A 25087-nucleotide genomic window follows, 5' to 3' on the forward strand; every position below is an offset into this window, starting at 1 on the left:
CTCCAGGTTCATTCTGAATGCGACCTGTCATGTTCCGTTCGAACAGCGACAGTGCGTGCGTTCAGTATGTCTTCCCAGTGGTGGCCGCGATTGAAGATGGCTGCTCGATTGGTGCCAATCCTGCTCAAAACAATTGGCTGGGCGTCTGGTCACGCCTGCATCTTTCGTGAACGCACGATTCAAAGCGATCTGAGCACTTTTCAACAAGCGCTTTGCGCCAATTTTTCCTAGAGCAGCCTTATATCTGTGACGCTCGATCCCTGGTTTGAACGTCGGCGAGATTCTTTCCGTTTGCGTGGAAGCGGTCGCCGAGCCTACGGAGAACTATCGATGAAGACGCCTTTGCTCTGGACGATTGCAGCTGTTTGCCTGATGGCCCCAGCCGCGCAGGCACGATCCGCCTATGACGGCTCCTGGGATCTCGTCTTCGTGACGCAAGGCGGCGCATGCGATCCCAGCTACAACTTCACCGTCAATATTTCCGACGGAATAGTCACGCATTCCAATCTCGTGAAATTCAGGGGCTACGTCGCGAGATCCGGCTCGGTCCGCGCTTCGGTAGAGGTTCACGACAAATTCGCGTCCGGCACGGGCAGACTTTCCGGGAACTCGGGTCGCGGAAGGTGGAGCGGCTATTCGGGAAGCTCACGATGCTCGGGCTACTGGACCGCGCAACGCAATTGACCGAGCGAAAGCCGGAGAGCTCGCGCGCCGAACCGCCGTCTTGCGAAACGGCGCTGAGCACGACCGTGCTGGCGGCCGCTCTTCTGTTTGCTCACGGTCAGACCACGGAACGGACGGTTGTCGCTGCCACGCGCCTTGGGCGCGCGCTCGGCGTCGCGGTGAAGGTGCTCCCGCAATGGGACGAACTGATCATCGAATTGAATGGCTCGCGCGTCTCGCAAGCTGTGCCCGCCAGGCCGCTCGGCGTCGACATGGGCAGGGTACTCGCCGTTACGACGGTGATAGATCAGGTTTGCGACGGCACATTGCCGGCCGGTGCCGCGCAATCCGCACTTGAGTCGGCCGGTCGTCTACCGCCCGCTTCCACGCCACGCTTCACCTTGCTCGCAGCCGTTGGTGCGGCCTCGCTTGGCGTCATCTTCGGCGCGCTCGATGCAATGAGCCTGCTCCTGATCGCAATGAGCGCAGCCGCCGGTGCGCTCGTCAGGCGGAGGCTGTCCGGCTTCAGCCATAACCCGCTCCTCCAGCCGCTTTGCGCCGCGCTGGTCGCCGGTGCTGTAGCTGCTCTTGCCAGCCGTTTTCGACTGTCGGATGCAATTGCGCTGGTCGCCTTCTGTCCCTGCATGGTGCTTGTCCCCGGTCCGCATATCCTCAACGGTGCCATGGACCTCGCTCGCACGCGCATCGCACTAGGCATGACGCGCCTGGCCTATGCCGGCATCATCGTGCTGCTGATCTGCGCCGGCGGCCTGTTCGGGTTCACGGCCGCCGGCGGGCAACTCGCGATAGCCGGGCCATCTCCGCCCCTGCCGTTGATCATCGATGTGATCGCAGCAGGATGCGCAGTCGCCTCATTCGGTACTTTCTTCTCAATGCCATGGCGTCTGCTGCCTTTCCCGATTGCAGTCGGCATGCTTGCACATGCCGCACACTGGGCGGTGATCTCCGCCGGCGGAAGTGCTCCGGCCGGAACACTCGTCGCCTGCATGTTTGCCAGCGCCCTCACGGCTCCCGTGGTCGATCGCCTGCATCTGCCCTTCGCGGCGGTCGCGTTCTCCGCCGTTGTCTCGTTGATGCCTGGTTTCTTCCTGTTCAACACTGCGACGGGCCTCGTCGAACTGGTCTCAATCGGCCCGGGCGCACCGGCGGCTCTGGTCACCAGCATCGCTGCCAGCAGTGCCACGGCGCTTTTGATCATCACGGCGATGGCCTTCGGGCTGATTCTCCCGCGCATGCTGTACGAGCGGCTCAGACCTTTCCCCGGATGATCAGGCACGGTCGTTCAATGCACCGCAGCGCCATCCAAGATTAATCCGGAGCTCCGCTGTATCTGACCCTGACGGGGGCGGCTGGCCCTGGAGAGTCGGTACACCCATGACGACAATTCTGACCAAATCGTTCCCCCAAGATGAGCAGCCCCTGGCAAAGCCGGCCCCAGGCAAAAAGCGCGTCCTGATCGTCGGCGGTGGCTTTGCGGGTATCGCGACGGCGCGGGCCCTGAAGCGAGCCGATGTCGACATCACGCTGATCGACCGGCGCAATCACCACATCTTTCAGCCGCTGCTGTACCAGGTCGCCACCGCCGTTCTGGCGCCGTCCGAGATCGCGGCACCGATCCGGCAACTCGAGGCAAAGCAGAAAAATCTCAGCGTCATGCTGGCCGAGGTCAAGGGCCTCAACCTGGGAGCGCGTACCGTGGAGGCCATCTGCCCGGAGATTGGCAGTCGAAAGCTCGAATACGATTTCCTGGTGATCGCGACCGGAATGCGTCTGAGCTATTTCGGTCATGACGAGTTCGCGCGGTTCGCACCGGGCCTCAAGAGCCTGAGCGACGCCGAGACGATCCGGACCAAGATCCTGAGCGCGTTTGAATTGGCTGAAGCAACCGACGACGAGAAGGAACGCGCTCGCCAAACCACCTTCGTTCTGGTGGGCGCCGGCCCGACCGGTGTGGAGCTTGCAGCTTCGATCGCTCAACTGGTCTCGGTGACCCTGCGTAACAATTTCCGCAAGATCGACCCTGCCAAGAGCCGGATTGTTCTACTGGATGGCGGCACTCGCATCCTGCCGACCTTTGCGGAATCGCTGTCGCGAAAGGCAGCCAAGCGACTGACGAAACTCGGAGTCGAGGTGTCGACGGGCGTAAAGGTCGAGAAGGTCGACGATCAGGGCGTGATCGCCGCCGGCGTCCGCATCCCCAGCGCCACCGTGCTATGGACGGCGGGCGTCAGCGCCTCGCCAGTCGTGAAAATGCTCGGGACCCAGACAGACCGTGCCGGGCGCGCATTCGTTGGCGCCTTCATGGACATTCCAGAGGCGCCCAACGTCTTTGTGGCAGGAGATGCCGCCACGATGACTCAGGATGGCCACCCGGTGCCGGGAGTGGCACAGGCAGCCATTCAACAGGGACGATTTGTGGGGCGGGTCATCGCCAGCCGCGTCAGGGGACACAAGGATGGCCCACCGTTTCGGTACCGCAACAAGGGCAATATGGCGGTGGTCGGAAAGAATTTCGCCATCCTCGAATCTGGCCATTTGCGCAGCAGCGGCTTCGTGACCTGGTGGGTGTGGGCCGCGCTGCACGTCCTCGCGCTGCCGCAGCTTCAGAACAGATTTCGAGTCCAGACCCAATGGTTCTGGTCGTATCTGTCGGGACAGCGAAGCTCACGGCTGATTTCCGAGGGACCGAGATCGCCCTCGTCATAGTTGCGGCCAATCACGACCTGGCAAGCATTTCCGGAACTCTGTTAAGGACTGCACCTGTGGATGCCTCCATCATCTCCGCGCTCGCCGCTCTCACCGGAGCAGCCGTCGGCGGCTTGACGAGCGGAATCGCGAATTGGCGGAGCCAGCGAAGCCAGGTCCGCGCCCAGTGGGTTCTTCACGAGGAGACCCGCAGGCAGACCCTCTACAGGGATTTCATCGAGGACGCCGCCAAGTGTTACATCGATGCGCTCCAGCACGATAAGGCCGACATTCCCAGCCTGGTCAGCCTTTACGCCAAGATGAGTGCGATGCGGGCGATATCTTCAAAGCCGGTGGTCCATCATGCCGAAGACGTCACCCGAAAAATCCTGGACACCTATTTGGAGCCGGACAAGAGTTTCGTCGAACTACGCGAAATGGCCATCGACGGCACGATCGATCTGTTGCATGACTTCAGCCGGGCGTGCCGCGACGAATTCGACCAAATGCGGCCGATCCATTTTTGAGCGTGACACTGCGATTTCAGCCCGCTCTTGCCGCGAGGGGGCAGACGCGCTGCCCCTGCGATCGGATCATTTGGAACGAACCGTTTCGGCCCAAATGGCGAACGCCTGCATGAACGCCTGGAGGAATTTGCTGGTGCCGTCGCCGGCGAGCTTGCCGTGCTCATCGAACAGCTTGTCGACATGGCCGAGATAGGCCTCGGGCTGCTGCAGGGTCGGCACGTTCAGGAACACGAGCGATTGCCTGAGATGATGATTGGCGCCGAAGCCTCCGATCGCCCCGGGAGAGCCGCTGACGATCGCACCCGGCTTGCGATCCCAGACGCTGCGTCCATACGGTCTGGAGCCGACATCCAGCGCGTTCTTGAGCACGGCAGGCACTGACCGGTTATATTCCGGCGTGACGAACAGAACGGCGTCGGCGGCCTTGATGCGCTGGCGGAACGCGGTCCATTGCGCGGGCGGAGCTGCGGTATCGAGATCTTCATTATAAAATGGCAATCCTCCGATCTCGACGATGTCGAGCCTCATCGAGGACGGCGCCAGCGAGATCAGTGCATTCGCCAGCATCCCGTTGAACGAAGCCTTCCGCAGGCTTCCAACCAATACGCATACGTTCATCGGCTTTTCCTTGGTCATGCAGTCGCTTGAGACTTGATGTTTCGCGTGAAGTCGGGCTTGCGCTTTTCCACGAAAGCTGTGAACGCTTCCCTTGCGTCTTCGGAGCGGACTTGCGTGCTGAACTCTTCGTTCTCGGCCTTCATCGCGGCCTTGATCTGCTCGCGAAATGGCTGCTTCATGAGCCGCTTGCTGGCCTGTAACGCAGCCGCGGGCTTCGCTGCCAACTTCCGGGCCGTGTCGGTCGCCTTCGCCCGGAGATCGTTGTCGGCGACGACTTCAGTAGCCAGACCCAACTCGACCGCGCGCCTGGCATCAAACGGAGCTCCCAGCAAGATCAGCTCGGCCGCGCGGAGGTGACCGATCCGCGCCGGCACCGAGCAGCTCGATCCGAATTCCGGCACCACGGCCAGATTGATGAAGGGCATCTGGAATTTTGTGCTCTCGCCGGCGTAGATGAAGTCGCAGTGCGTCAGCATCGTGGTGCCGCCGCCGATGGCGGCGCCGTGGACGGCCGCGACCAATGGCTTGTCGAAGTCGACCAGCGCCTTCATGAGGCCGGCCTGTGGCGATTCGCCGGGTCCGGGCGGATTCTTGAGAAAGTCGTCGATATCGTTGCCGGCGCAGAACGAATCTCCCGCACCATGCCAGAGGACGACGCGTGTGCTCTCGTCCTTCGACGCCGCGTTGAAGATGTCCGCAAGAGCCACGTACATGGCCGACGTCATCGCGTTCCGTTTTGTCGGACGGTTCAACTGGATGCGCAGGATGCCTGCGGCCTGTTCGGTAACGATCTCATCCATTGTCGAACTCCTGATCCCTTTGGTGAATTTCACTGCAAACGCAGGGTCGCGGCGGCTTACGCCGCCAAACCCCTGTCGTCATGCTAGGGCCGCGTGGTCCTTTGGCTTCGGAATGGTACCGCTCGCACGCAGACCATCGATCTCGGCCGCGCTGAATCCCAGTTGCTGGAGAACCTCGTCGTTGTGCTCTCCGATCTTCGGGGCGCGCTTTGCAGACACCTTGGCGACACCATGCACCTGAAGCGGGCTGGAGATCGTTGACGTCAGCTTGCCGCCCGCACCCTCGAGCGGCACGATGATGTCGTTGGCCCGGAGCTGGGGATCGTTGATCACCTCCTGCGGCCCGCGCACCGCGCCGAACGTCACGTGGGCGCCGTTAAACACCTCGTACCAATGTGCCATCGGCTCGGAACAGAAGGTCTGGTCGAGAATCGCCGTGAGCTCCGTCATGTTCGCCATCAGCTTGGTCGGGTCGGAGAAGCGCGGATCAGTCAGGAGATCGGGGCGACCGATAGCCTTCGCCACGGCCTCCACCTTGTCAGGCGTGATGATGAGGACGAACCAGGTATCATCCTTGGCGCGATAGACGTTCATAGCCGCATTTGCGGGGTGCATGCGATCGTGCAGCCCGAAGAATTTCGCATCGCAGAGCGCGGCCTGGATCGAGACGCTGGCGGACCACACGCCCTCGGCGAGCAGCGAGGTGGTGACATGCGCCCCCTCTCCGGTCCGTTCACGGCGATACAGGGCCGTGACGATCGCCGAATAGAGTCCGACGGCGGTGGCGTTGTCGCCGCTGCCGGCCACCGGCCAGGTCGGCGGCGCACCGGCATCGCGCGTCATCGACAGCAATCCGCTGCGGGCCCAGTAGGACGTGATGTCGAAGCCGGGGAGATTCGCATCCGGCCCCTTGTCGCCGAAGCCCGTGATGTCGGCGTAGATCAGCCGCGGATTCCACCCCACCACATCCTCATATTCGAGCTTCAGTTTCTTGCGCGCCGGATGCGGCGTGTTGACGATGAGCACGTCGGCCCATTTGACCAGCTTCTCGAGAACCTGATGGGCCTCCGGAGATTTCAGATCGAGTGCCATGCCGCGCTTGTTGCGGTTGGCCAGGTGCCAGGGATATGCATCGTCGGCGACCGGCTGCGGCGGGAGGTGGTTCGCATGTCGCCACAGCTCGCCGCTCGGCGGCTCGACCTTGATCACATCGGCGCCGAAATCGGACAAGATCACGGCGGCGCTCGGGCCCGCGATGAAGCTCGCGAGGTCCACCACCTTCAGTCCGGAGAAAATGTTGTTTGCCATGGGTGTCCCTTCCAAATCTCCGTAGAGAGCGACCTTGTTTCAGCGTCCGCGAAACTGCGGCGCACGTTTTTCGAGGAAGGCTGCGGTGCCTTCCTTCTTGTCTTCGGTGGCGGCGCAGATGCCGAAGAACGAGGCTTCCAGCACGAGGCCTTCGCTTTGGCTCGTCTCCATCCCCTTGTTGGCGGCTTCCAGCGAGAACTTCACGGCGATCGGCGCGTTGGCCATGATCTGCTTGAGGACCGTCTCGGCACGATCGATCAGACTGCTGGCAGCAACGACTTCGTTGACGAGGCCGATGCGATAGGCTTCCTGCGCGGAAACCGTCTCGCCCGTGAGGATGAGCTGCAACGCACGCCCCTTTCCCACCAGGCGCGGCAGGCGTTGCGTTCCGCCACCGCCGGGCAACAGGCCGAGCTTGACCTCGGGCTGACCGAATTTGGCATGCTCCGCGGCAATCCTGATGGTGCAGGCCATCGCCGTCTCGCAGCCGCCGCCAAGCGCAAAGCCGTTGATCGCCGCGATCACCGGCTTGCCGAGATTTTCGATGAGGTCCAGCACACCCTGCCCGAACCGGCTGGACTCCTCGGCGTCGTAGGCATCGACATGGGCGAGTTCACTGATGTCGGCGCCGGCGATGAACGCCTTGTCGCCAGCGCCGGTGAGGATGACGCCGCGCACGGACGCGTCCGCTTTGGCATCCTCGAATGCGGCGTGCAGATCGGTCCAGGTCGGCGTATTGAGCGCGTTGAGCACTTTCGGCCGATTGACCGTGACGTAGGCGATCGGCCCCTTCTTCTCGTACTGGACGTTCGCAAGGGCCAGCGCTGCTCTGGGGGCGGAATTTGGTGCTGTCGCAGGCGAAGGGGTGAATGGTGCAGTTCCCGAAACCATGGTCGTGTCTCCTGAGTAGGGCAGCCGGCGCCGATGCGCCGGCCCCGCTGAAAGGTCAGAGGAAAGCGCCGTGGCCGGTGATGGCCTTGCCGACGATCAGATTCTGCATCTGATAGGTGCCTTCGTAGGAGTAGAGCGCCTCGGCGTCGGCGAAGAAGCGCGCGACGTTGTAGTCGGCGACGATACCGTTGCCGCCCAGCACCTCGCGGCCCCATGAAACCGTCTCGCGCGATTTCGCCGTGCAGAATGCCTTCGCCAGTGCCGCGTGATGGTCGCCAAGCTTGCCCTCGTCATCGAGCTGCGCCAGGCGGAGCATCAGGCACTGGCACGCGGTCAGATTGCCGAGCATCTTGGCGAGCAGATCCTGGATCAGCTGGAACGAGGCGATCGGCTTGCCGAATTGCAGTCGTTCCTGGGCATATTTGAGGGTGGCCTCGTATGCGCCCATCTGGATGCCGGTCGACGCCCAGCCCACCATGTAGCGCGTCATCCGCAGCACGCGCGCAGTGTCGCGAAAGGAATTGCCGCCCTGGAGGCGGTTCGCTTCAGGCACCCGCACGTCCTTCAGCGTGATCTGGCCGTTCTGGACCACCTTGAGCGCGATCTTGTGCTCGATCTTCTCGACGCTGAATCCAGGCGTCGACTTGTTCTCGACGATGAATCCCTTGACCTGATTGTCGGCAAGATCGCGCGCCCAGATGATGGAAAGGTCGCACCATGGTGCGTTGCCAATCCACCGCTTCTGTCCGTTGAGAACCCAGGTATCGCCCTCGCGTTTGGCCGTCGTGGTCAGACCACCGCTCGTTCCGGAACCGACCAGCGGCTCGGTGAGCCCGAAGCAGCCAATCTTTTCCCAGCGCGCCATCGCCGGCAGCCATTTCTGCTTCTGCTCCTCGGAGCCGTCGAGATAGATCGAGCCCATGGCGAGGCCGCTATGCACACCGAAGAACGTGCAGAACGAGGCGTCGGTGCGCGCCAGTTCCATCGCCACGAAGCCGAACAGCTTCTGACTGCCGCCCGCGCAGCCATAACCCTCGAAGCCGAGCCCACCGAGGCCAAGCTCCTTGAACGACGGCAGCAGCTCGAACGGAAACGCGTCGTCGGACCAGTACTTGTTGATGACCGGCTGGACTTTGGTCTCCATGTAGGTCCGCACCTTCTTGACGAGCGCCTTTTCGTCCGGGGTAAGGAGGTCGACCAGTTGGTAGAAATCGCCATTGGGCGCCGGCGGTGACTTCGGCGCGGCGGTCTTGCCTGCTGTGGTTGCGGTGGGCATTTGCGATCTCTCCTCGCTGCGGCTCGGAAGCCTGAAAAGTGAAGGGTTGAAGGTATGATTGATCTCGCGGGCGCTGCCGATTTGCGTCAGCTCGGCTTCGCAGCCTTCTTGCGCAGCTCGATCAGGCCGAGCAGAATTTCGTCGCGCTCCGCCTCCAGCTCCGCGATGGTGCGCGATCCGGCCTCGGCGTGGACGCTCTCGATGAGCTTCTTCTGCACGTCCGGCGTCAGCACCGGCGCGCCGAGGGTCTTCCACCAAGCCGTCATCGGGCCGGTGAACTGCTGGAAGAAGTGCTCGATGCCGCCCGGACCGCCGCCGAGATGGTTCAGCATCAGGCTGCCCATGACGCCCCAGCGCAAACCCGGGCCCCAGCTCAGGGCGGTGTCGACGTCGGCGGCGCTCACCACGCCTTCGGCCACGAGGTAATAGACTTCGCGGCTCAGCGCCGCCTGCAGGCGGTTGGCGACGTGCCCCGGCATTTCCTTGTTGAGGCGCACCGTCCGTTGCCCGATCGACGTGTAAAATTCCGTTGCGCGCCGGATCGTGGCTTTCGAGGTCTTTGCCCCGCCGACGATCTCCGTCAGCGGGATCAGGTGGGGCGGATTGAACGGATGGGCGATGACGCAGCGCTCGGGATGGGACGCGGCACCCTTCTGAATTTCGCTCATGGTAAGCCCCGACGAGCTCGATGCGATGATCACGTCGGGCGGCAACAGCTCGTCGAGCTGGCCATAGAGCTTCTGCTTGAATTCGATCCGCTCGGGTCCGTTCTCCTGGACGAGGTCGGCGCCCGCGAGTGCCTGCGCGATGTCGGGCGTGAACGTGAGGTTCGACTGCGAAGCTCCAGGCGACAAGCCCAATCGCTCAAGCGCCGGCCAGGCCGTCTCGACGAACTTCCTTAGTGCTGCTTCCGCGTTCGGCGCGATATCGGTCGCGACGACCTGCATTCCCTTGGCGAGAAACAGCGAGCTCCAGCTCGCGCCGATCACGCCGGTGCCAATGATGGCGATGCGGCGAATGGGCTTGGTGTCGGTCATGTCGTTCTCTCCAATGCGTTGGTCAGACTTCGGCATAGGCAATGCCGGTGAGATTGCCCTGGGCGAAGAGGAAGTTGCGCTCGCCGGATCCATCGAGCCGTGCGGAGTAGATCGAGCCGGCAAAATCCGTCACGAACATGCGATCGTTCGCGACGTCGAGCGCAATGCCGATCCCCTCCATGAGATGGGTCACCACGATCTCGGGCTCGGCAGGCTTGTTGTCGATCGAGGCGCGGTTCACCGTATTGCCGCGTGGTGGGTCGCCGCGGTCGGTCCAGTAGAGAATGCGGCTCTTGTGATCGATCTCCAGATCGATCGGCTCCGGCAGACCGTCGTAAAATATCTCGATGTCGGATCTGGTGGCTGCGGTCTGGCCGGCGGGGATTTCGACATTGGCGCGGAAGATGCGGCCGAGCCCGGCATTGTCGGGCCCCTTTTGCGTCCAGTAGATGCGTCCGAATTTCGGGTCGATCGCCAGCCCGACGCACCATCGCGTCTGGTCCTTGCGATCGGCTTCGCCGTGGCCCGCCTCGATGAGCGTCTCCAGCCGCGAGCCGTCGAGGTTACAGCGCATGACGCGCATGCCCTCGCGATCGCACCAGTAGAGCTTGCCGCCCTTCTTATCGAGAATGATCTGCTTCGGCGTGTGAGTGTGTCCCTGCGGGACGATGGTCTTGCGGTTCTTGCCGTCGATGTCGGCGCGCTCTATGGACCCGTCATCCAGGCTCGGGATGCCCATGTTGGTCCAGTAGATATGGCCAGCCTCGACATCCACGACGATGCCATCCGGGAGGTGGCAGCCGGTGACGATGGTCGTGCGTTCGGAGCCATCCGCATTCATCAAGTGAATGCAGCCCGCGTTCAATTCGAGGACGAAGAGACGAGGGATCGTGGGGTTTGATTTCGTGACGGCGTTTGGCATGTCGCACCTGCATCCTGGCCCGACCACGGACCGGGTCAGGTGACGCGACTATGACGCGATCGCCGTCATTCATCTTGGACAGGAATGTCATCGCTGGGATGGGTCTGCTGCTTGATCACTTGGCACCCCCCGGGACGTCGGGACGAGCACCACTGCGAGAGCAGCAGCTTTCAACAAGTCAGGGATCAAACATCCAAGCGTGGGTCACGGACAGGTTACATGGTCGGCTCTGACTCAAAAAAATCATCGCCTCGCGATTGCGGCTGGGCCTGACAACCGAATAAACTAAAGGCCATCCGGCCATCAGAAAGGGAGTCAGGCATGGACGTGCCGAGCTCTGACAAGGACGTTCAAAGCACGCCCGACGTGCCGAGTAACGGACCGGCGAAAGCCGCGCACAACCCGACACGCACGCCCTCTATCATCGTCGGTGTCGTTGCGGCTGCTGTCGTCGGGCTTTCCGTCTTCTATCTGTTGCGCCCGGAGCCCTTGCTGGTTCAGGGCGAGGTCGATGCAACGCGGCTCGATATCGCGGCGCGCGTGGACGGACGGGTCGGCAAGATTCCCGTCGAACGCGGCCAGAACGTTGCTGCGGGCGCGGTGCTGGTCCAGATCGACAATCCGGAAACGCTGGCCAAGCACGAGCAGATGAAGGCGGCCAAGGCTGTCGCGGACGCCCAGCTTGCCAACGTACTCGTCGGAACGCGGGTGGAAGTCATCGCGGCACGGAAGGCGGAGATGGAGCGCGCCCAAGCGGCGCTGGTGCTGGCGCAAAAGACCTTTGACCGCACGCACACATTGACCGAGCAAGGCAACGCGCCGCAAGCGCGCCTCGATCAGGCAACCGATGCGCTGCATGAAAGCGAACGCGCGGTCGATCAGGCCAAATCGGCCTATGAGCAGGCGGTCAATGGCTACACCAAGGAGGAGCGGGCCATTGCGAATACCAATGTCGAAAAGGCCAGTGCCGATATCCAAAGTGTCCAGTCGATCATCGACCAGCTCGTGGTTTATGCGCCCGTAGCCTCGCAGATCTATCAGCGTAATGTGGAACCCGGCGAATACGTGTCGCCGGGCGTCCCGCTCGTCACCTTGATCAATCTGGCGGACCTCTGGGTGCATTTCGATCTTCGCGAGGATCTCGTCAAAGGCCTGAAGGTCGGCGATCGCTTCGATGTCCGCATCCCCGCCCTCGGCGACCGCCCCGTCACGGTCGAGGTCAAGCTCATCGCGACCAAGGGCGAATATGCAAGCTGGCGAGCCACGCGTGCTTCGGGCGATTTCGACCTGCGAACGTTTTCGATCCGTGCCTATCCCGTTCAGCCCGTGCCCGAGCTGCGACCGGGAATGAGCGCCTATCTCGACTGGCGGTCGCGGCCATGAGGCCGGCGCCAAAGCCCGGGTTCCTGCTGGTCGCGCGGCGCGAGTGCCGCTGGCTGTTTCACGATCGCGTGGCGCTGCTCCTGATCTTCGGCGTGCCGCTGTTCGCCTTCGTGGTTCTCACCACGGTCTTCAGCCATCCGGTCATCCGCGGCCTCGGCGTGACTGTTGTCGACGAGGACAAGTCGGACGCCTCGCGGGCCCTGGTGGAATACGTCGCTGCGTCTCCGAGCCTGAAAATCACAGACCGCTCCGGGACCCTGTCTACGGCGGTGCAGGACATACGCTCGGGCAAGTCGATCTCGGCCGTCTACATCCCGCCGGATTTCGAGCGCGACCTGAAGGCCGCGCGCCGCCCGCAGATCGTCGGATTTTACAACCAGCAGTTTTTGACTCCCTCCGGCATCGCATCCTCGGGTCTGAGCGATTCACTCTCCGCCGCGGCAGCCGTGGCCGCTCCCGCCAGTCGCGCGGCACCTGCGCCAGCGTCCGTGGGAGCGCTCAAGGCGGAGACCATGGCGCTCGTCAATCCGCAGAAGAACTACGCGCAGTTCCTGCTGCGCGCGCTGCTGCCGACCATCATCCATGTGGTGATGACCCTTGCCGCCGGCTATTCCGTCGGCTCCGAATTCCGCCGCCGCGACGCGCGGGCCTGGCTCGAAAGCGCCGGCGGCGATCCGCTTGTCGCGCTGGCCGGCAAGCTCGCACCGCTGTTCTGCATCTTCTTCCTGATCATGCTGGCCGAGCCACTGTTCCTGGAGGGCGTGCTGGAGATTCCCTTCAAGGGCAATCTGCCGTTGATGATCGCCGCGGCCTCGCTGCTGATCGTCGGTTATCTGTCGCTCGGCGCCCTGCTCCAGCTTCTGGTCGGCGATCTCGCCACAGGGCTCGGGCTTGCGGGCCTCATTGCCTCGCCTGCATTCGGCTATGCCGGCGTCGGCTTTCCCACCATCGGCATGAATGCCTTTGCGCAGACATGGAGCGCGATCCTGCCGCTTCGCTGGTACATGGCCGTCCTGTTGGGACAAGCCGCGCGGGGATTGCCGGTCGCGAATTCCGCTATTCCCTTCGCGGCGCTTGCGGGCCTGGCGTTGCTGTTTGCCGGCCTGGCATGGCTGCGCATGGCGAACGTCACCCGCAAGGGCTGGTTTGCAACAGCGCGGCCTGTCGAGCCATCCGAGGCCATCTCCACACCGCGCGGCGTCGGCGGCGCCTTCGTGGCGGAGTGGCGGCGCGTGCTGGGAACGCGGAGCGCCTTCACTCTGCTGTTTCTCGCTCCCCTGATCTACGGCATCTACTATCCGCAGCCCTATCTGAACCAGATCCTTCGCAAGCTTCCGATTGCGGTCGTCGATAACGATCTCAGCGATCTCAGCCGGCAGATCGTCGAGACGCTGGATGCGAGCGGCGCATTGAGCGTGACGGTTCGTGCCCGAACGCTGGCTGAGGCGCGCAGCGCGATCGATCGCGGGCAGGCCTTTGCCGCCATCGAGATTCCGCCCGACACGGAACGCGACGTGCTCAAGGGCATCACCGCCCACATCCCCGTCTATGCGGACGCAACCTATCTGTTCATCTTCCGATCGAGCGCCAGCGGGGTCGCCACCGCCATCGGAACTTTGACGTCCGAGCTCGTTTCGCGCGGCGCGCGCTCGGATGGCAGCCTCGTCAAGGCGAAGCTGGCGAGCTCGAGCCCGGCCGACGTACTGCTGCAGCCGATCTTCAACCCGGTGGGCGGCTATGCGAGCTACGTCGTTCCGGCGGCGTTCATCCTGATCCTGCAGCAGACCCTGCTGATCGGCGCAGCGATGCTGACCGGCACCGCGCTGGCGAGCGGAGGCGCAGCCTTTGCCGGCGTGCTCGGCCGCGGCATCGCGCATCTGACCGTCTACCTTCCTGCGCTCGCGCTCTATCTCATCGTGCTGCCGCGGATCTACGGTTTTTCGACACTCGGCCATCTTCCGCAGATCCTCGCGCTCGCGAGTGTCTTTCTGCTGGCGACGAGTTTCATGGGTCAGGCTGTCGGGGCCTGGTTCACGCGGCCTGAGAACGCAACCATCCTGCTGCTGGCGACGAGCCTGCCGCAGTTCTTCATGGCCGGCTTCGCGTGGCCGCGCGAAGCGATTCCGGACGTGGCCCTTGCGTTCGGCCGGTTGTTCCCGGCCGACTCCGCGATCGACGGCCTCGTGCGCGTCAACCAGCTCGGCGCCGGCATCTGGGAGGTTGCGCATGACTGGCTCGCATTGTGGTGCCTGGCGCTCGGTTACTTCGCGCTCGCGGTGATCTCGGCATTTGCCGTCGGGAGGAGACAGGGACATGCCCAACCTTAGACCTGCCGCCTTCGTCGCGATTCCGCTCGCGCTGATCGCGGCGGGCGCGCTGCTCTATGTCATGCGCCACTCGGCACCGCCCGCAGCCATCGTCGGCGTCGTGCGCGCGACCGAGATCAGGGTCGAGCCGGAGGTCAACGGCCAGCTGGTCTCGATCGCGGTCGAGAAGGGTGCCTCTGTGAAGGCCGGCGACGTCGTGGCGCGGCTCTCGGCGGTGGAGTTGACGGCGCAGGCGGACCAGGCGCGTGCCGTGCTGGCGTCCGCCGTCGCAAGCCGCAACAACGTCTATGCCGGCGTGCGCCGCGAGCAGGTCGACTCGCTGAAAGCCGCCATCGCCAAGGCCAGCGCCCGCCTCGACTTCGTGCAGGCCCAGCTCACCCGGACCAGCACGCTGGCGCGCCAGAGCTTTGAATCCCAACAGTCGCTCGAACAGGCAGAGAACGACGTCGCCAGCGCACGAGCCGGCGTGGCGGAGGCCCAGGCCAATTACGATGCGGCCGTGGCGGGACCGACCCGGGAAGAGCGCGCGATCGCCGACGCGCAGGTGCAGGCTGCGGCCTCCGCGGTCACCGTGCTCGAGCGCCGCCTCGACAAGATGGTGTTGCGCGCGCCGGCCGACGGCGTGGTCAGCGTCATCGCCGCCGAGCTCGGCGAAAACGTTCGCGCGGGTCAACCGATCCTGATGGTCGAGGCCGCGGGCAGGCAATGGCTCTCATTCAACGTGCGCGAGGACCATCTCGATCGTCTCGCGATGGGAGAAACCGCGAATGTGATGCGGAACGGTGCCGATAGCGCGACGAAGGCGGTCATCACCGAGCTGCGGCCGCTCGGCGTGTTTGCCACCTGGCAGGCAGAGCGTGTCATTGGCGATCATGACCGCAATACGCTGCGCTTGCGCCTCGATCCCAAGGGAGAGATGGCCGGCCTCGAGCCGGGCATGACCGTCTGGATCGACCGCTAGCACCCCAGCGATTGAAATCGCAGAGCTACACTATTCCGACCATTTGCAAACGGTGTGCGCACCAAGCTCCAACCTGGGACCCGCTGATTGAGAGCCAGTTGCTTCCCATCCCAGGATGCTCATCGTTGATCGAATAAGCCGCAGATAGCTGCGCGAATAAGAAGTGGCGCTTTCCCCGCGACCGCTCGCCCATTTCAGAAGCTTGCTTACGTCGGCTATCGCAAGATTTTTCTTGATCTCCTGGTGCACACGCGGCCCTCTAACCAATTGAGAGAATTAAACTCTCGCTCCAATCCATATGGGGCCGCGGAAAATATCCAGCGCAAGGCGTTCATTTCATTGAACTATTCCGCCTCCGATCGATCCTATATGTGATTGGACCGACTGAAAAATTCGGTACGACGAGCCTTTCGCGGATTACTCCTTCTAGGCTCATCTATGTCCGAATTGTAAGCGAAAATCTGGCTTTCGGATTCTCAGTGCACACGCTACTCGTATGAGCATTGCACGCCTTTCGCGTGAAGCCATATTGAAGGGGCGTTATACTCAAGTCGTGGCTTGAGTATAATTTGCGCAAACCGGTCGACCTTTGGCTGGTGCGTTTTGCGGGAGATCATAGGTTGGAATAGGAGGTATGGTACAATTCTCCGAACTTCGCTAGCTGAGCTTTGCCGCGGTGCGATCTATGAATTAGCCCAACCCGGCAATCCGACGGGTCACCAGCATCAGAGCCATCGGGCGCGTTTGAAACGCAGGTACAGCACCCCGCAAAGCAGGATGATAACGCCCACTACGACAAAGTAGCCGTATTGCGTCTTCAGCTCGGGCATATTTTCGAAGTTCATGCCGTAGATTCCGGCGATCGCGGTGGGTACGGCCAGTATGGCGGCCCAGGCGGCCAACTGCCGCGTGATCACGCCCTGACGCTGCTGCTCCAATAGATTGCTCACTTCGAAAACCGAGGTCAGAACGTCTCGCAGGGAGTTCACCATCGCTTCGACGCGCCGCACATGGTCCAGGACGTCTTGAAAATACGGCCGAGCGTTGGCGTCAAGACACGGCGTCTCGAGGTGCACGAGCCGGCCACAGACCTCCGTCATCGGGCCGATAATTCGCTGGAAGCGGATCAGTTCTTGGCGAAGCCCGAAGAGCCGCTTGACGTCCGCGCGGCTAAGAAAGCTGTCGAGAGCGCTTTGCTCCATGGTGAGAACGCGTTCCTCGATCGTCTCGACCACCGGAAGATAGCCGTCGACGATAAAGTCGAGGATGGAATGGAGAACGTAGTCGGGGCCATAGCCCAGCAGGCTGGGGGCTGCTTCGAGCTGGGCGCGGAGATTGCTATGCGCGCGCGCCGAGCCATGCCGAACCGTGATGATGAAATTCTTCCCGACGAAAATTGCGGTTTCACCATAGGCGATGCGGTCGTGCTCGAGATGGGCGGTGCGCGTCATCACGAACAGCTGGTCGCCATAAACGTCGACCTTCGGCAATTGGTTCGCTTTCAGCGCATCTTCAATCGCAAGAGGATGAAGCCCATAGTTCTTCTCGAGCTGTTCAAGCTCTCGTTCCGGAGGCTCGAATAACCCGATCCAGACAAACTCGGATTTTCCGTTGCAATCGATAGGCTCGTCCAATGAGACGGCTTTTGCCTTCTTGCCATGACGATACAAATGGGCTGCTACGACGCTCACAACGAGCTTCCTCCAAACCTGTCGAGCGGTGTGCACCACCCCGTCACCTTAAATCGCCTGCCTTCATTTTGTTGCAGGCTTGGAGCGCGGGATGGTTCGGATTCAATCTGACGGTCGGGCATCGCGTTTGACCCGCGCATGTTGACGGTCAAGCACCAAGGCTAAGATGCGCACAACGACGTCGATCTGCGCATCCGGTGACGAAGGGCGTTCATCAGGGTCGAATGCGATTCCAACCACGGCATTCCGGCCTTCGTCCGTCTCCACGGGCCAGAAATCAAAGCGGGAGGCCAGATTGGGGTAGATGCCACTGCGTATGACAGTTCCAGTCGCCAGGGACGATCGTGCCGCCTCCAACTCGGCCTCCTGCGGCTCCACGTCTCCGACTTGCTCGAGGGAAACCACCCTGCCCTCCCTAACGAGCATCACGATGACGGGAACCTGGAAGAGCGTTGCCAGTGCCCGGGCCGTAACCGAGACGATCGTCTTCGTATTGTCGGCCGCGACGACATCACGGCAATAGCCTTGCAGCAAGGTCGCGCGCCTTCTCGACAGCTTCGCTTCGGTCGCCCTCTGCCGGGAGGTGAAGGCAACTGCACTCACGATGACCCCGACCACGAACAGCAGCCCAATCGCCCAGATGTTCGCGGGGTCATCGACCACCAATGAGTAGCGTGGCTCGGTCAGAAAGAAATTGAATGCCAGAGCACCTGATATCGCCGAACAGAGTGACGGACCGAGGCCGAGACTCACCCCTGCGATGATCACTGGAAGTACGAAGATAAGCGACAGGTTGGGGATCGTGACGCTGCTGTCAATACCGACAGCGATGACCGTCGCAGCGGCGGTCATGGCGATTGAAACAAGGTAGCGCGCCAGTTCCGATGCTACCGGCCCCAGAAGGGGCTCGGCATCAGGCGCCGGCGTGATGTCCTGCGGCAGCTTCGATTCAACATCCGTCACCACTTGAACTCCCGCCTGGCAGGCGACACACGTCGGCCGAAAAGCAAGCCCGTCAGCGTGCGCTTGCGGCGCTGATAGCTAACCGAGCATACAACAACTCCATCCACATGTGAGCCGCATCAAAGGCAAATTCAACGTCGCGCGAAGCGCGCCGTCGCCTGGAGTTTCAGGTATTTGATTTTCCGATTGGCGGTTGGCTGAGGCAGTGCCGCGGGTCCGCCATTAGCGCGCGATCATTCCTGTCCAGGGCACGGAGAGGTGATCGACCGTGGGGGAGAGACAGGCTCGGCCAGATATTTCGCACGCCATTTCGGCCCTGGACCGCGCATGTAATGATTTTCCGGCCGGTATCTGGCGGACGGTCCGTACCAGGCCGGGAACAGGAACGTCATCAGCACCTCAAGGGCGCGATAAGTGACGAGCATCAGCCTAGCGAACGATTCCCTTGCCATATTGCCCCCGAAGCCAGACGCCGCCGATACCCGCGTTCGCACTCTTGGTTCGCACTCTTGGGAGTGAGATCGCGGTCAATCCGGAATGAATCGGTTCGATCCTCGAAGGCAAACCGGCTGCGATGGTGATCGCCACCTAGGCACCCTGGCCTCCACGAACGGTTATCGCATGGAAGCATGATGTGGGTGATCGGATAGGAAATCGAGATAGCCCGGCGTCCGCTCATATAGGCGCCGCATAGTGGGCACGACTGCCCGAGAACCGGAGTTCATCAGTTGCCGTCGCGAGCAACGGCAGACATTTAGCGGCCATGACGGTCGTCGCAATGCTGGCAAACGGTCGTCGGCCGGCGGTGCGCTAGTTCTTCTTCTTGGACGCCTTTGCCGTATCCGTGGCGCGGGCGCCACCCCAGGGATCGTACTTCTCGTCAGGCACCGGAATCCTGTCCAGCGCGGCCTTGTAAGCCTTCTCGTCGACCTTTGGCCGGCTTTCGACGGGCGGACCTGAGTTGCCGCGGCCTCGGCCAAAACCCTGTGCGTTGGCTACGAAAGTGGAGGCCAACACGGCCGCGACGGCAACAACGAGAGCCGGGAGTGCGCGCCTTCCGCCGATCATGCTCATTCCTCCTGCGGCGCGAACGCCTATTGTCCGGATGGTGTGCGGACGCCGTGCCAAGCGTCGCGCACCTGGTGATAGTGGGCCTCCGGCAGATAATCCGGCGTATCGAGATTGAGCGTGCGGACATCCAGCCGGCCGACGGCGCTGAGCAGCGTGTAGGAAGCGATCACCCGGTCGCGCTGCGCCTGGATCTGACGCGAACGGGCCGCGGTGAGGTCCTGCTGAGCGTTGAGCACGTCGATCGTGGTGCGCTGGCCACCGGCGGCCTCGCGGCGAACGCCCTGCAATGCGACGTCTGCCGCCTTAGCCTCCGACTCGGCCGCTGTCAGTGCGACCTTGGTGCCCTCATTGGACACCCACGCGCCGACAACCGCCGTCCGCGACTGGCTCCTGACCTGCTCAAGCACCAGACGGCTTTGCGAGGCGAGTTCCTTGGCTTGGCGCGTCTGGGAGGCGGCGGTACCGCCGTCATAGATTGGTACGTTGATCTGGCCGAGGATCGAGGCCTGATCGGTCGCAAACGTGCTCAGCGTCGAATCCGAATCCTTGGAGCGGCTGGCGTTCGCCTGTACGGCAACCGTCGGGAGCAGACTGCCTTCTGCGACCTTGATCGTGGTCTGCGCGACATCCACATCGTATCCCGCACCGAGCACCGCAGGATGCTCGTGATTGGCGGTCGCGATCGATGCCGGCATCGTCACCGGCGATAACCGATCGACTGGCGTGGCCGACGTCAACTGACCGGGCGGCCCGCCGATCACCTGGACGTAGGTCGCCTTGCTGATGGCAAGCGTCACCTCAGCGGCATTGAGATCGGCAAGGCCCCGACTGAGGCGCGCCTCGGCCTGGGCCGTATCGGTCGGCGTCACATCGCCCGCATCGAGACGCTTCTTCGTCGTCGCCTGGATCTCGCGCAGCACAGCGACGTTGGTGCGCTGCGCCTCAACCAGGGCCTGATCGGCCAATACGTTCATATAGGCCGTGACGGCGTCGAGCAGCACGCCTTGCCCGGTGTTGCGCAGCGCCTCGCGCCCCGACAGAACCTGATACTCGGCGACGCGCACGCTGTTGGCGGTCTTGAAGCCGTTGAACAGAACCTGGCTGACGGTCACGCCAATCGTCCACGGACGCAGTGTCGCGCCCTGGATCGTATTGTCGGGCAGCGTATTCCTGACCGCCTGCAAACCCGCGCTCAGGCTCGCGACCACCTGCGGCCGGTAGCCGGCGAGCGCCTGCGGCACGTTCTCGTCCGTGCCGCGCTGCCGGGCACGATCGGCGTTGAGCTGCGGGCTCGACTGATAAGCCCGGACCAACGCCTCGGACAGCGTTTCCGCGCGCGACGGCCCCCAAACCGTCATCGCCGCCCCGGCAAGGAAAAGTACCAGTGTCCGGCCGGACGCTCGCACAGCCCCCCTGACGCTCTTGTTACGCACACCCCACCTCATTCTGCCGGCGCCAACTGAGGCTGCGCCGCCAGGCCCGGCCGGGTCCGCCGCGAGAACATCGAGATCAGCGCTGGCAGCGTGACCAGAATGACGATCGGCGCCAGCATCATTCCCGCGACGACCACGACCGCAAGCGGCTTCTGCACCTGCGAGCCGATGCCGCTGGAGAGCGCCGCGGGCAGGAGCCCAATGCCCGCGACCACGCAGGTCATCAGCACCGGACGAAGCTGAAGCTCGCCGGTGCGCAGGATGGCGGCACCGCGTTCCATACCCTCGTCGATCAGCGCGTTGTACTGGGACAGGATGATGATTCCGTCCATCACCGAGATGCCGAACAGTGCGATGAAGCCGATTGCAGCCGAGACGCTGAAGGGAATGCCGGTCACGAGCAGGCCCAGGATGCCGCCGAGCACGGCCATCGGGATCACACTCATGGTCAGGACGGTGTCGATGATCGAGCCGAAATTGAACCAGATCAGCATGGCGATCAGCGCGAGGCTGATCGGCACCACGATCGACAGCCGCCGGATCGCATCCTGTAGATTGCCGAATTCGCCGACCCATTCGAGATGCGAGCCCGCCGGCAATTGCACGTTGGCCGCAACCTTCTCCTGCGCCTCCTGGATGGCGCTGCCGAGATCGCGCTCGCGCACCGAGAATTTGATCGGCAGATAGCGTTCCTGCTGCTCGCGATAGATATAGGCGGCGCCGGACAGGACCTTGACTGTCGCGACTTCGCTCAGCGGCACCTGCGTGACGCCGTTCGGCCCCTGCGCCCCAATTCGCAAATTCTGGATTGCCTCGGCGCTCTTTCGGAACTGTGGTGCAAGGCGGACGATGATCGGGAAATGCCGGTCGGAGCCCGGCTCGTAGAGATCCCCGGCGTTGTCGCCACCGATCGCGGTCTTGATCGTCGCATTGATATCGCCCGGCGACAGCCCGTACCGCGCGGCGCGGGCACGGTCGACATCGATCTGGATGGTCGGTTGGCCGAGCGAGGTGAAGACCGCAAGGTCAGTGATCCCCTGAACGGTGGCGAGCTGCGCCTTGATCTTGTTTGCGGTGTCCGTCAACGCCTGGAGGTCACTGCCATAAAGCTTGATCGAGTTCTCGCCCTTCACGCCCGACACCGCCTCCGACACGTTGTCCTGGAGATATTGCGAGAAGTTGAACTCGACGCCCGGAAACTTTTCCTGAAGCTGCCCCAGCAGCATGGCGGTCAGCGCGTCCTTGTCCTCGCCCTCAGGCCATTCCTTGGCGGGCTTGAGCGGCGCAAAGAATTCTGCATTGAAGAAGCCGGCAGCGTCGGTACCATCGTCTGGCCGGCCATGTTGCGATACCACCGACTCGACCTCTGGCCGGGCAGCGATCACCTTGCGCATCTGGTTGACGTAGGAGTTACCCTCCTGGAGCGAGATGGTCGGCGGCAAGGTTGCGCGGATCCAAAGATTGCCCTCCTCCAGCTTGGGCAGAAACTCGAGCCCGAGCAATCGCACGGCGACGATCGTGATCAGGACCAGGACGGCGCCGCCCGCCAGCACGACGCGGCGATGCGCGAGCGATCGCGCGAGCACAGGCATATAGATCCGATGCACCCAGCGCATCAGAAACGTCTCGGTCTCCTCGACATGGGCCGGAAGGATGATGGCGCTCAGCGCCGGCGTAACCGTGAAGGTCGCAAGCAGGCCGCCTGCAAGGGCATAAGCATAAGTCCGCGCCATCGGACCAAAAATATTGCCTTCGACGCCGCTCAAGGTGAACAGCGGCAAAAAGGCCGCGATGATGATGGCTGCGGCGAAGAAGATCGAGCGCGACACGTCGGAGCCAGCCGTCAGGATGGCATGATGCTTCATGTCCATGACGGTGCGCGACGAAATCGTCGCCCGCTCGCCCGGCGTCAGCCGCGCGGTATGCGACAGGCGCCGGAAGATCGCCTCCACCATGATCACGGTCGCATCCACGATCAGCCCGAAATCGATCGCCCCGACCGATAGCAGATTGGCGGATTCGCCTCGCAGCACGAGAATGGTGACCGCGAAAAACAATGCAAACGGAATCGTTGCGCCGACGATCATCGCACTGCGCAGGTCCCCGAGGAAGACCCACTGCAACAGCACGATCAGGCCGATTCCGACCACCATGTTCTCCAGCACGGTGTGGGTCGTGGTCTGGATCAGGTCCTTGCGGTCATAGATGCGCTCAATGCGCACGCCAGGGGGCAGGATCGACGAATTGTTGATGCTGGCGACGAGCTCTTCGACGCGCGAAATGGTCGGCGAGCTCTGCTCTCCGCGGCGCATCAGGACGATGCCCTGGACGATGTCGTCGTCCTGATCCTGGCCGGCGATGCCGAGCCGCGGTTGATCGCCGACGGTGACGGTTGCGACGTCGCGGACCAGGACCGGCGTGCCGCCATTAGAGGCCACCATCGTATTTTCAAGCGCATGGATCGAGCGGATCAGGCCGACGCCGCGAACAACGGCGGATTGCGGGCCGATATTGACGGTGTTGCCGCCAACGTTGACGTTGGCGTTGTTGATGGCCTGTTGAAGTTGCGGGAGCGTCAAGCCGTTCGCCACGAGCTTGTTGAAATCAGCCTCAACCTCGTAGGTTTTGGTCTTGCCACCCCAGCCAGTTACATCGATCACGCCCGGGACGGTGCGGAAGCGCCGTTGCAGGACCCAATCCTGCAACGTCTTCAGATCGAGCACGGAGTAGTTGGGCGGCCCCACCAGCCGGTAGCGGTAGATCTCGCCGATCGGGCTCAGCGGCGAGATCTGCGGCTGCGCATTGTTCGGCAGTGGCGGTAATTGCGAGAGGCGGTTCAGAACCTGTTGGAGCGCCTGCTCGTAGGTGTAGTCGAATGAGAACTGCAGCTTGACGTCGGACAAGCCGTACAACGAGATGGTCCGGATCACCTTCATGTTCTTGATGCCGACGACCTGAGTCTCCAGCGGGATCGTGATGTAGCGCTCGATCTCCTCGGCCGACAGCCCCGGACTTTGCGTCACGATGTCGACCATCGGCGGCGTCGGATCGGGATACGCTTCGATGTTGAGCTGCTGAAACGCGATCAGGCCGCCGACCAGCATGGCGGCGAACAGGCCGACCATGAGGAAGCGGCGACTGACTGCGAAGGCGACGAGACGTTCCATGTGAACCGGCTTGCCTTGAGTTAGCTGCCGGAAGCGGCACGGTCGATGAACAGGCTTCCGCGAGTGACGATCTTTTCACCGGCCTTCAGGTTGCCGCGCGCCTCAACGAGGTCGCCATTGGTCAACCCGATCTGGATTTCGCGCAGCTCGACGGAACCGTCGTCGCGCGAAACCCAGACCCGGACACGATCGCCCTCGAAGATTAGAGCTTGCTTCGGCACGCCGACCGAGGGACGGCTTTCGCCGGCATAGACGGTAACGTTGGCGAACATTTCCGGCTTGAGCGATCCGTCCCTGTTGTCGATGGTGGCGCGGACCATGAGACGCCGCGTCGACGGATCGATCGCGGCGGCGACGTAATCCACACGCGCCTTGAACTCGCGACCGGGAAGCGCCAGCACCGTAAAGGCGATATCCTGTCCGATGGCGATGTCCGCAGCCTCGCTCTCGCGCACGAAGGCCGTGAGCCAGACCGTCGAGAGGTCCCCGATCACGAAGACCGGATCGCTGGCGCTGCTGCTGATGAACTGGCCGGGACCGATCTTGCGCTGCACGACCGTGCCGCCGATCGGCGAAGTGATCGGCGTCTCGGCGCTGATCTGGCGCGTCTCCTGGAATTTGGTGATCTGCTCCTCGGACCGCCCCAGGATGCGCAGCCGATTATGCGCCGCCTCGAGCGCGGTCTCCGCCGAGCGCATGTCATTCTGCGCTGTGATGAGATCGGCTTGCGCCTGCTGCCAGTCCTTGAGAGGCACCGCTTTGCCGGCGTAGAGATCGTTGGCGCGCTTCTCGACGATCTGCGCGAGGTTGAGCTTGGAGCGCGCAGTATTGAGGCTGCCGAGCGCCGTCACGAAATCGTTCAGGCCCTGCACGGTGTCGGTGGCTTCGACCACGAACAGCGACTGCCCGCGCTCGACGACATCGCTGGGCTTCACCAGAAGTTTCACGACACGGCCCGCATAGGGCGAGAAAATCGGCGTGGAGCTGTCTTCGTTGACGGCGATCTTGCCCTCCGTGACGTGCTCCGCACGAAACACCCGCTCCGTCACCGGCGCAATCGAGAGCGTGGCCAGCTCAGATGCGGTCGGAACGTAGCGCGGCGGCTTTACCTTGGCCTGGCTCGACATCTCCATGGATTTGCCATGTGACGCGAGCAACCGCGTCGCGCCGACGGCCGCAATGCCAAGCGCGAACGCCGCAGCCGCAAGCGTAACGGTTCTTTTCCGGCTACGGCTCGAACCGGCGTTCATGATGCAAACGTGCGCATTGACTCATGCACTCCCCGCCTCCTGCGAGGCCTTGGCTTACTCGCCCAAACGGGGCTCAATTCTGAACGCGGCCGC

20 protein-coding genes are annotated in these 25087 nt (G+C 62.8%); 7 read left to right on the forward strand and 13 right to left on the reverse strand.

Annotated features, from left to right (window positions below; genetic code table 11):
- Positions 1-330 precede the first annotated feature (330 nt).
- The 4 genes from ABIB95_RS00285 (at position 331) to ABIB95_RS00300 (ending at position 3896) form a co-directional block, all read left to right on the forward strand.
- Positions 331-684 carry a hypothetical protein gene (locus ABIB95_RS00285; protein WP_354237488.1) on the forward strand — a complete coding sequence of 118 codons (354 nt, stop codon included), beginning with the start codon at positions 331-333 and terminating at the stop codon, positions 682-684.
- Positions 651-1952 (forward strand): threonine/serine exporter family protein, encoded by a 1302-nt coding sequence (locus tag ABIB95_RS00290; RefSeq protein ID WP_354237489.1) that lies wholly within the window; start codon positions 651-653, stop codon positions 1950-1952. The genes ABIB95_RS00285 and ABIB95_RS00290 overlap by 34 nt, the downstream gene beginning before the upstream one ends.
- Before the next feature lie 106 nt (positions 1953-2058).
- Positions 2059-3390 carry an NAD(P)/FAD-dependent oxidoreductase gene (locus ABIB95_RS00295; protein WP_354237490.1) on the forward strand — a complete coding sequence of 444 codons (1332 nt, stop codon included), beginning with the start codon at positions 2059-2061 and terminating at the stop codon, positions 3388-3390.
- A complete protein-coding gene (locus tag ABIB95_RS00300; protein WP_354237491.1) occupies positions 3315-3896 on the forward strand; it encodes a hypothetical protein in 582 nt (193 codons plus the stop codon). The genes ABIB95_RS00295 and ABIB95_RS00300 overlap by 76 nt, the downstream gene beginning before the upstream one ends.
- A gap of 66 nt (positions 3897-3962) precedes the next feature.
- Here ABIB95_RS00300 and ABIB95_RS00305 read toward each other — a convergent pair whose 3' ends face one another.
- The 7 genes from ABIB95_RS00305 to ABIB95_RS00335 form a co-directional block, all read right to left on the reverse strand.
- Entirely contained in the window at positions 3963-4514 is a 552-nt protein-coding gene (locus ABIB95_RS00305; protein WP_354237492.1) for an NADPH-dependent FMN reductase, read from the reverse strand.
- Positions 4515-4528: 14 nt separating this feature from the next.
- Positions 4529-5314 carry an enoyl-CoA hydratase gene (locus tag ABIB95_RS00310; RefSeq protein WP_354237493.1) on the reverse strand — a complete coding sequence of 262 codons (786 nt, stop codon included), beginning with the start codon at positions 5312-5314 and terminating at the stop codon, positions 4529-4531.
- Between the two features lie 78 nt (positions 5315-5392).
- Positions 5393-6622: a CaiB/BaiF CoA transferase family protein gene (locus ABIB95_RS00315; protein WP_354237494.1), complete on the reverse strand. Its 1230-nt coding sequence runs from the start codon at positions 6620-6622 to the stop codon at positions 5393-5395.
- 39 nt (positions 6623-6661) lie between these two features.
- Entirely contained in the window at positions 6662-7513 is an 852-nt protein-coding gene (locus tag ABIB95_RS00320) for an enoyl-CoA hydratase-related protein (RefSeq protein WP_354237495.1), read from the reverse strand.
- Between the two features lie 55 nt (positions 7514-7568).
- Complete coding sequence (locus tag ABIB95_RS00325) at positions 7569-8789, reverse strand: acyl-CoA dehydrogenase family protein (protein ID WP_354237496.1); 1221 nt, start codon at positions 8787-8789, stop codon at positions 7569-7571.
- An 86-nt stretch (positions 8790-8875) separates the two neighbouring features.
- Entirely contained in the window at positions 8876-9826 is a 951-nt protein-coding gene (locus ABIB95_RS00330) for a 3-hydroxyacyl-CoA dehydrogenase NAD-binding domain-containing protein (RefSeq protein WP_354237497.1), read from the reverse strand.
- Between the two features lie 22 nt (positions 9827-9848).
- Positions 9849-10748 carry a 3-hydroxyacyl-CoA dehydrogenase gene (locus tag ABIB95_RS00335; RefSeq protein WP_354237498.1) on the reverse strand — a complete coding sequence of 300 codons (900 nt, stop codon included), beginning with the start codon at positions 10746-10748 and terminating at the stop codon, positions 9849-9851.
- A gap of 321 nt (positions 10749-11069) precedes the next feature.
- On the opposite strand from ABIB95_RS00335, the gene ABIB95_RS00340 reads away from it, so the two are divergent.
- From ABIB95_RS00340 to ABIB95_RS00350, 3 genes are read left to right on the forward strand one after another with little or no spacing between them, the layout of a single operon-like run.
- Positions 11070-12131: an HlyD family secretion protein gene (locus tag ABIB95_RS00340; protein WP_354237499.1), complete on the forward strand. Its 1062-nt coding sequence runs from the start codon at positions 11070-11072 to the stop codon at positions 12129-12131.
- Positions 12128-14458: an ABC transporter permease gene (locus tag ABIB95_RS00345; RefSeq protein ID WP_354237500.1), complete on the forward strand. Its 2331-nt coding sequence runs from the start codon at positions 12128-12130 to the stop codon at positions 14456-14458. The genes ABIB95_RS00340 and ABIB95_RS00345 overlap by 4 nt, the downstream gene beginning before the upstream one ends.
- Entirely contained in the window at positions 14445-15419 is a 975-nt protein-coding gene (locus tag ABIB95_RS00350; protein ID WP_354237501.1) for an HlyD family secretion protein, read from the forward strand. Before ABIB95_RS00345 ends, ABIB95_RS00350 begins: the two co-directional genes overlap by 14 nt.
- A gap of 725 nt (positions 15420-16144) precedes the next feature.
- On the opposite strand, the gene corA is transcribed toward ABIB95_RS00350, so the two are convergent.
- From corA to ABIB95_RS00380, 6 genes are all read right to left on the reverse strand, one after another.
- Positions 16145-17110: a magnesium/cobalt transporter CorA gene (gene corA, locus ABIB95_RS00355; RefSeq protein ID WP_354237502.1), complete on the reverse strand. Its 966-nt coding sequence runs from the start codon at positions 17108-17110 to the stop codon at positions 16145-16147.
- Between the two features lie 102 nt (positions 17111-17212).
- Entirely contained in the window at positions 17213-18073 is an 861-nt protein-coding gene (locus ABIB95_RS00360; RefSeq protein WP_354237504.1) for a DUF4118 domain-containing protein, read from the reverse strand.
- Between the two features lie 810 nt (positions 18074-18883).
- Entirely contained in the window at positions 18884-19141 is a 258-nt protein-coding gene (locus ABIB95_RS00365) for a hypothetical protein (protein ID WP_354237505.1), read from the reverse strand.
- Between the two features lie 26 nt (positions 19142-19167).
- Positions 19168-20502: a TolC family outer membrane protein gene (locus tag ABIB95_RS00370; RefSeq protein WP_354237506.1), complete on the reverse strand. Its 1335-nt coding sequence runs from the start codon at positions 20500-20502 to the stop codon at positions 19168-19170.
- Positions 20503-20585: 83 nt separating this feature from the next.
- The gene (locus tag ABIB95_RS00375; RefSeq protein ID WP_354237507.1) at positions 20586-23744 is read right to left on the reverse strand and encodes an efflux RND transporter permease subunit; all 3159 of its coding nucleotides are present in this window, start codon (positions 23742-23744) and stop codon (positions 20586-20588) included.
- 20 nt (positions 23745-23764) lie between these two features.
- Positions 23765-24994 carry an efflux RND transporter periplasmic adaptor subunit gene (locus ABIB95_RS00380; RefSeq protein ID WP_354237508.1) on the reverse strand — a complete coding sequence of 410 codons (1230 nt, stop codon included), beginning with the start codon at positions 24992-24994 and terminating at the stop codon, positions 23765-23767.
- Between the last annotated feature and the right edge of the window lie 93 nt (positions 24995-25087).

The sequence above is a fragment of the Bradyrhizobium sp. LA2.1 genome (assembly GCF_040547725.1).
GTDB lineage: Bacteria > Pseudomonadota > Alphaproteobacteria > Rhizobiales > Xanthobacteraceae > Bradyrhizobium > Bradyrhizobium barranii.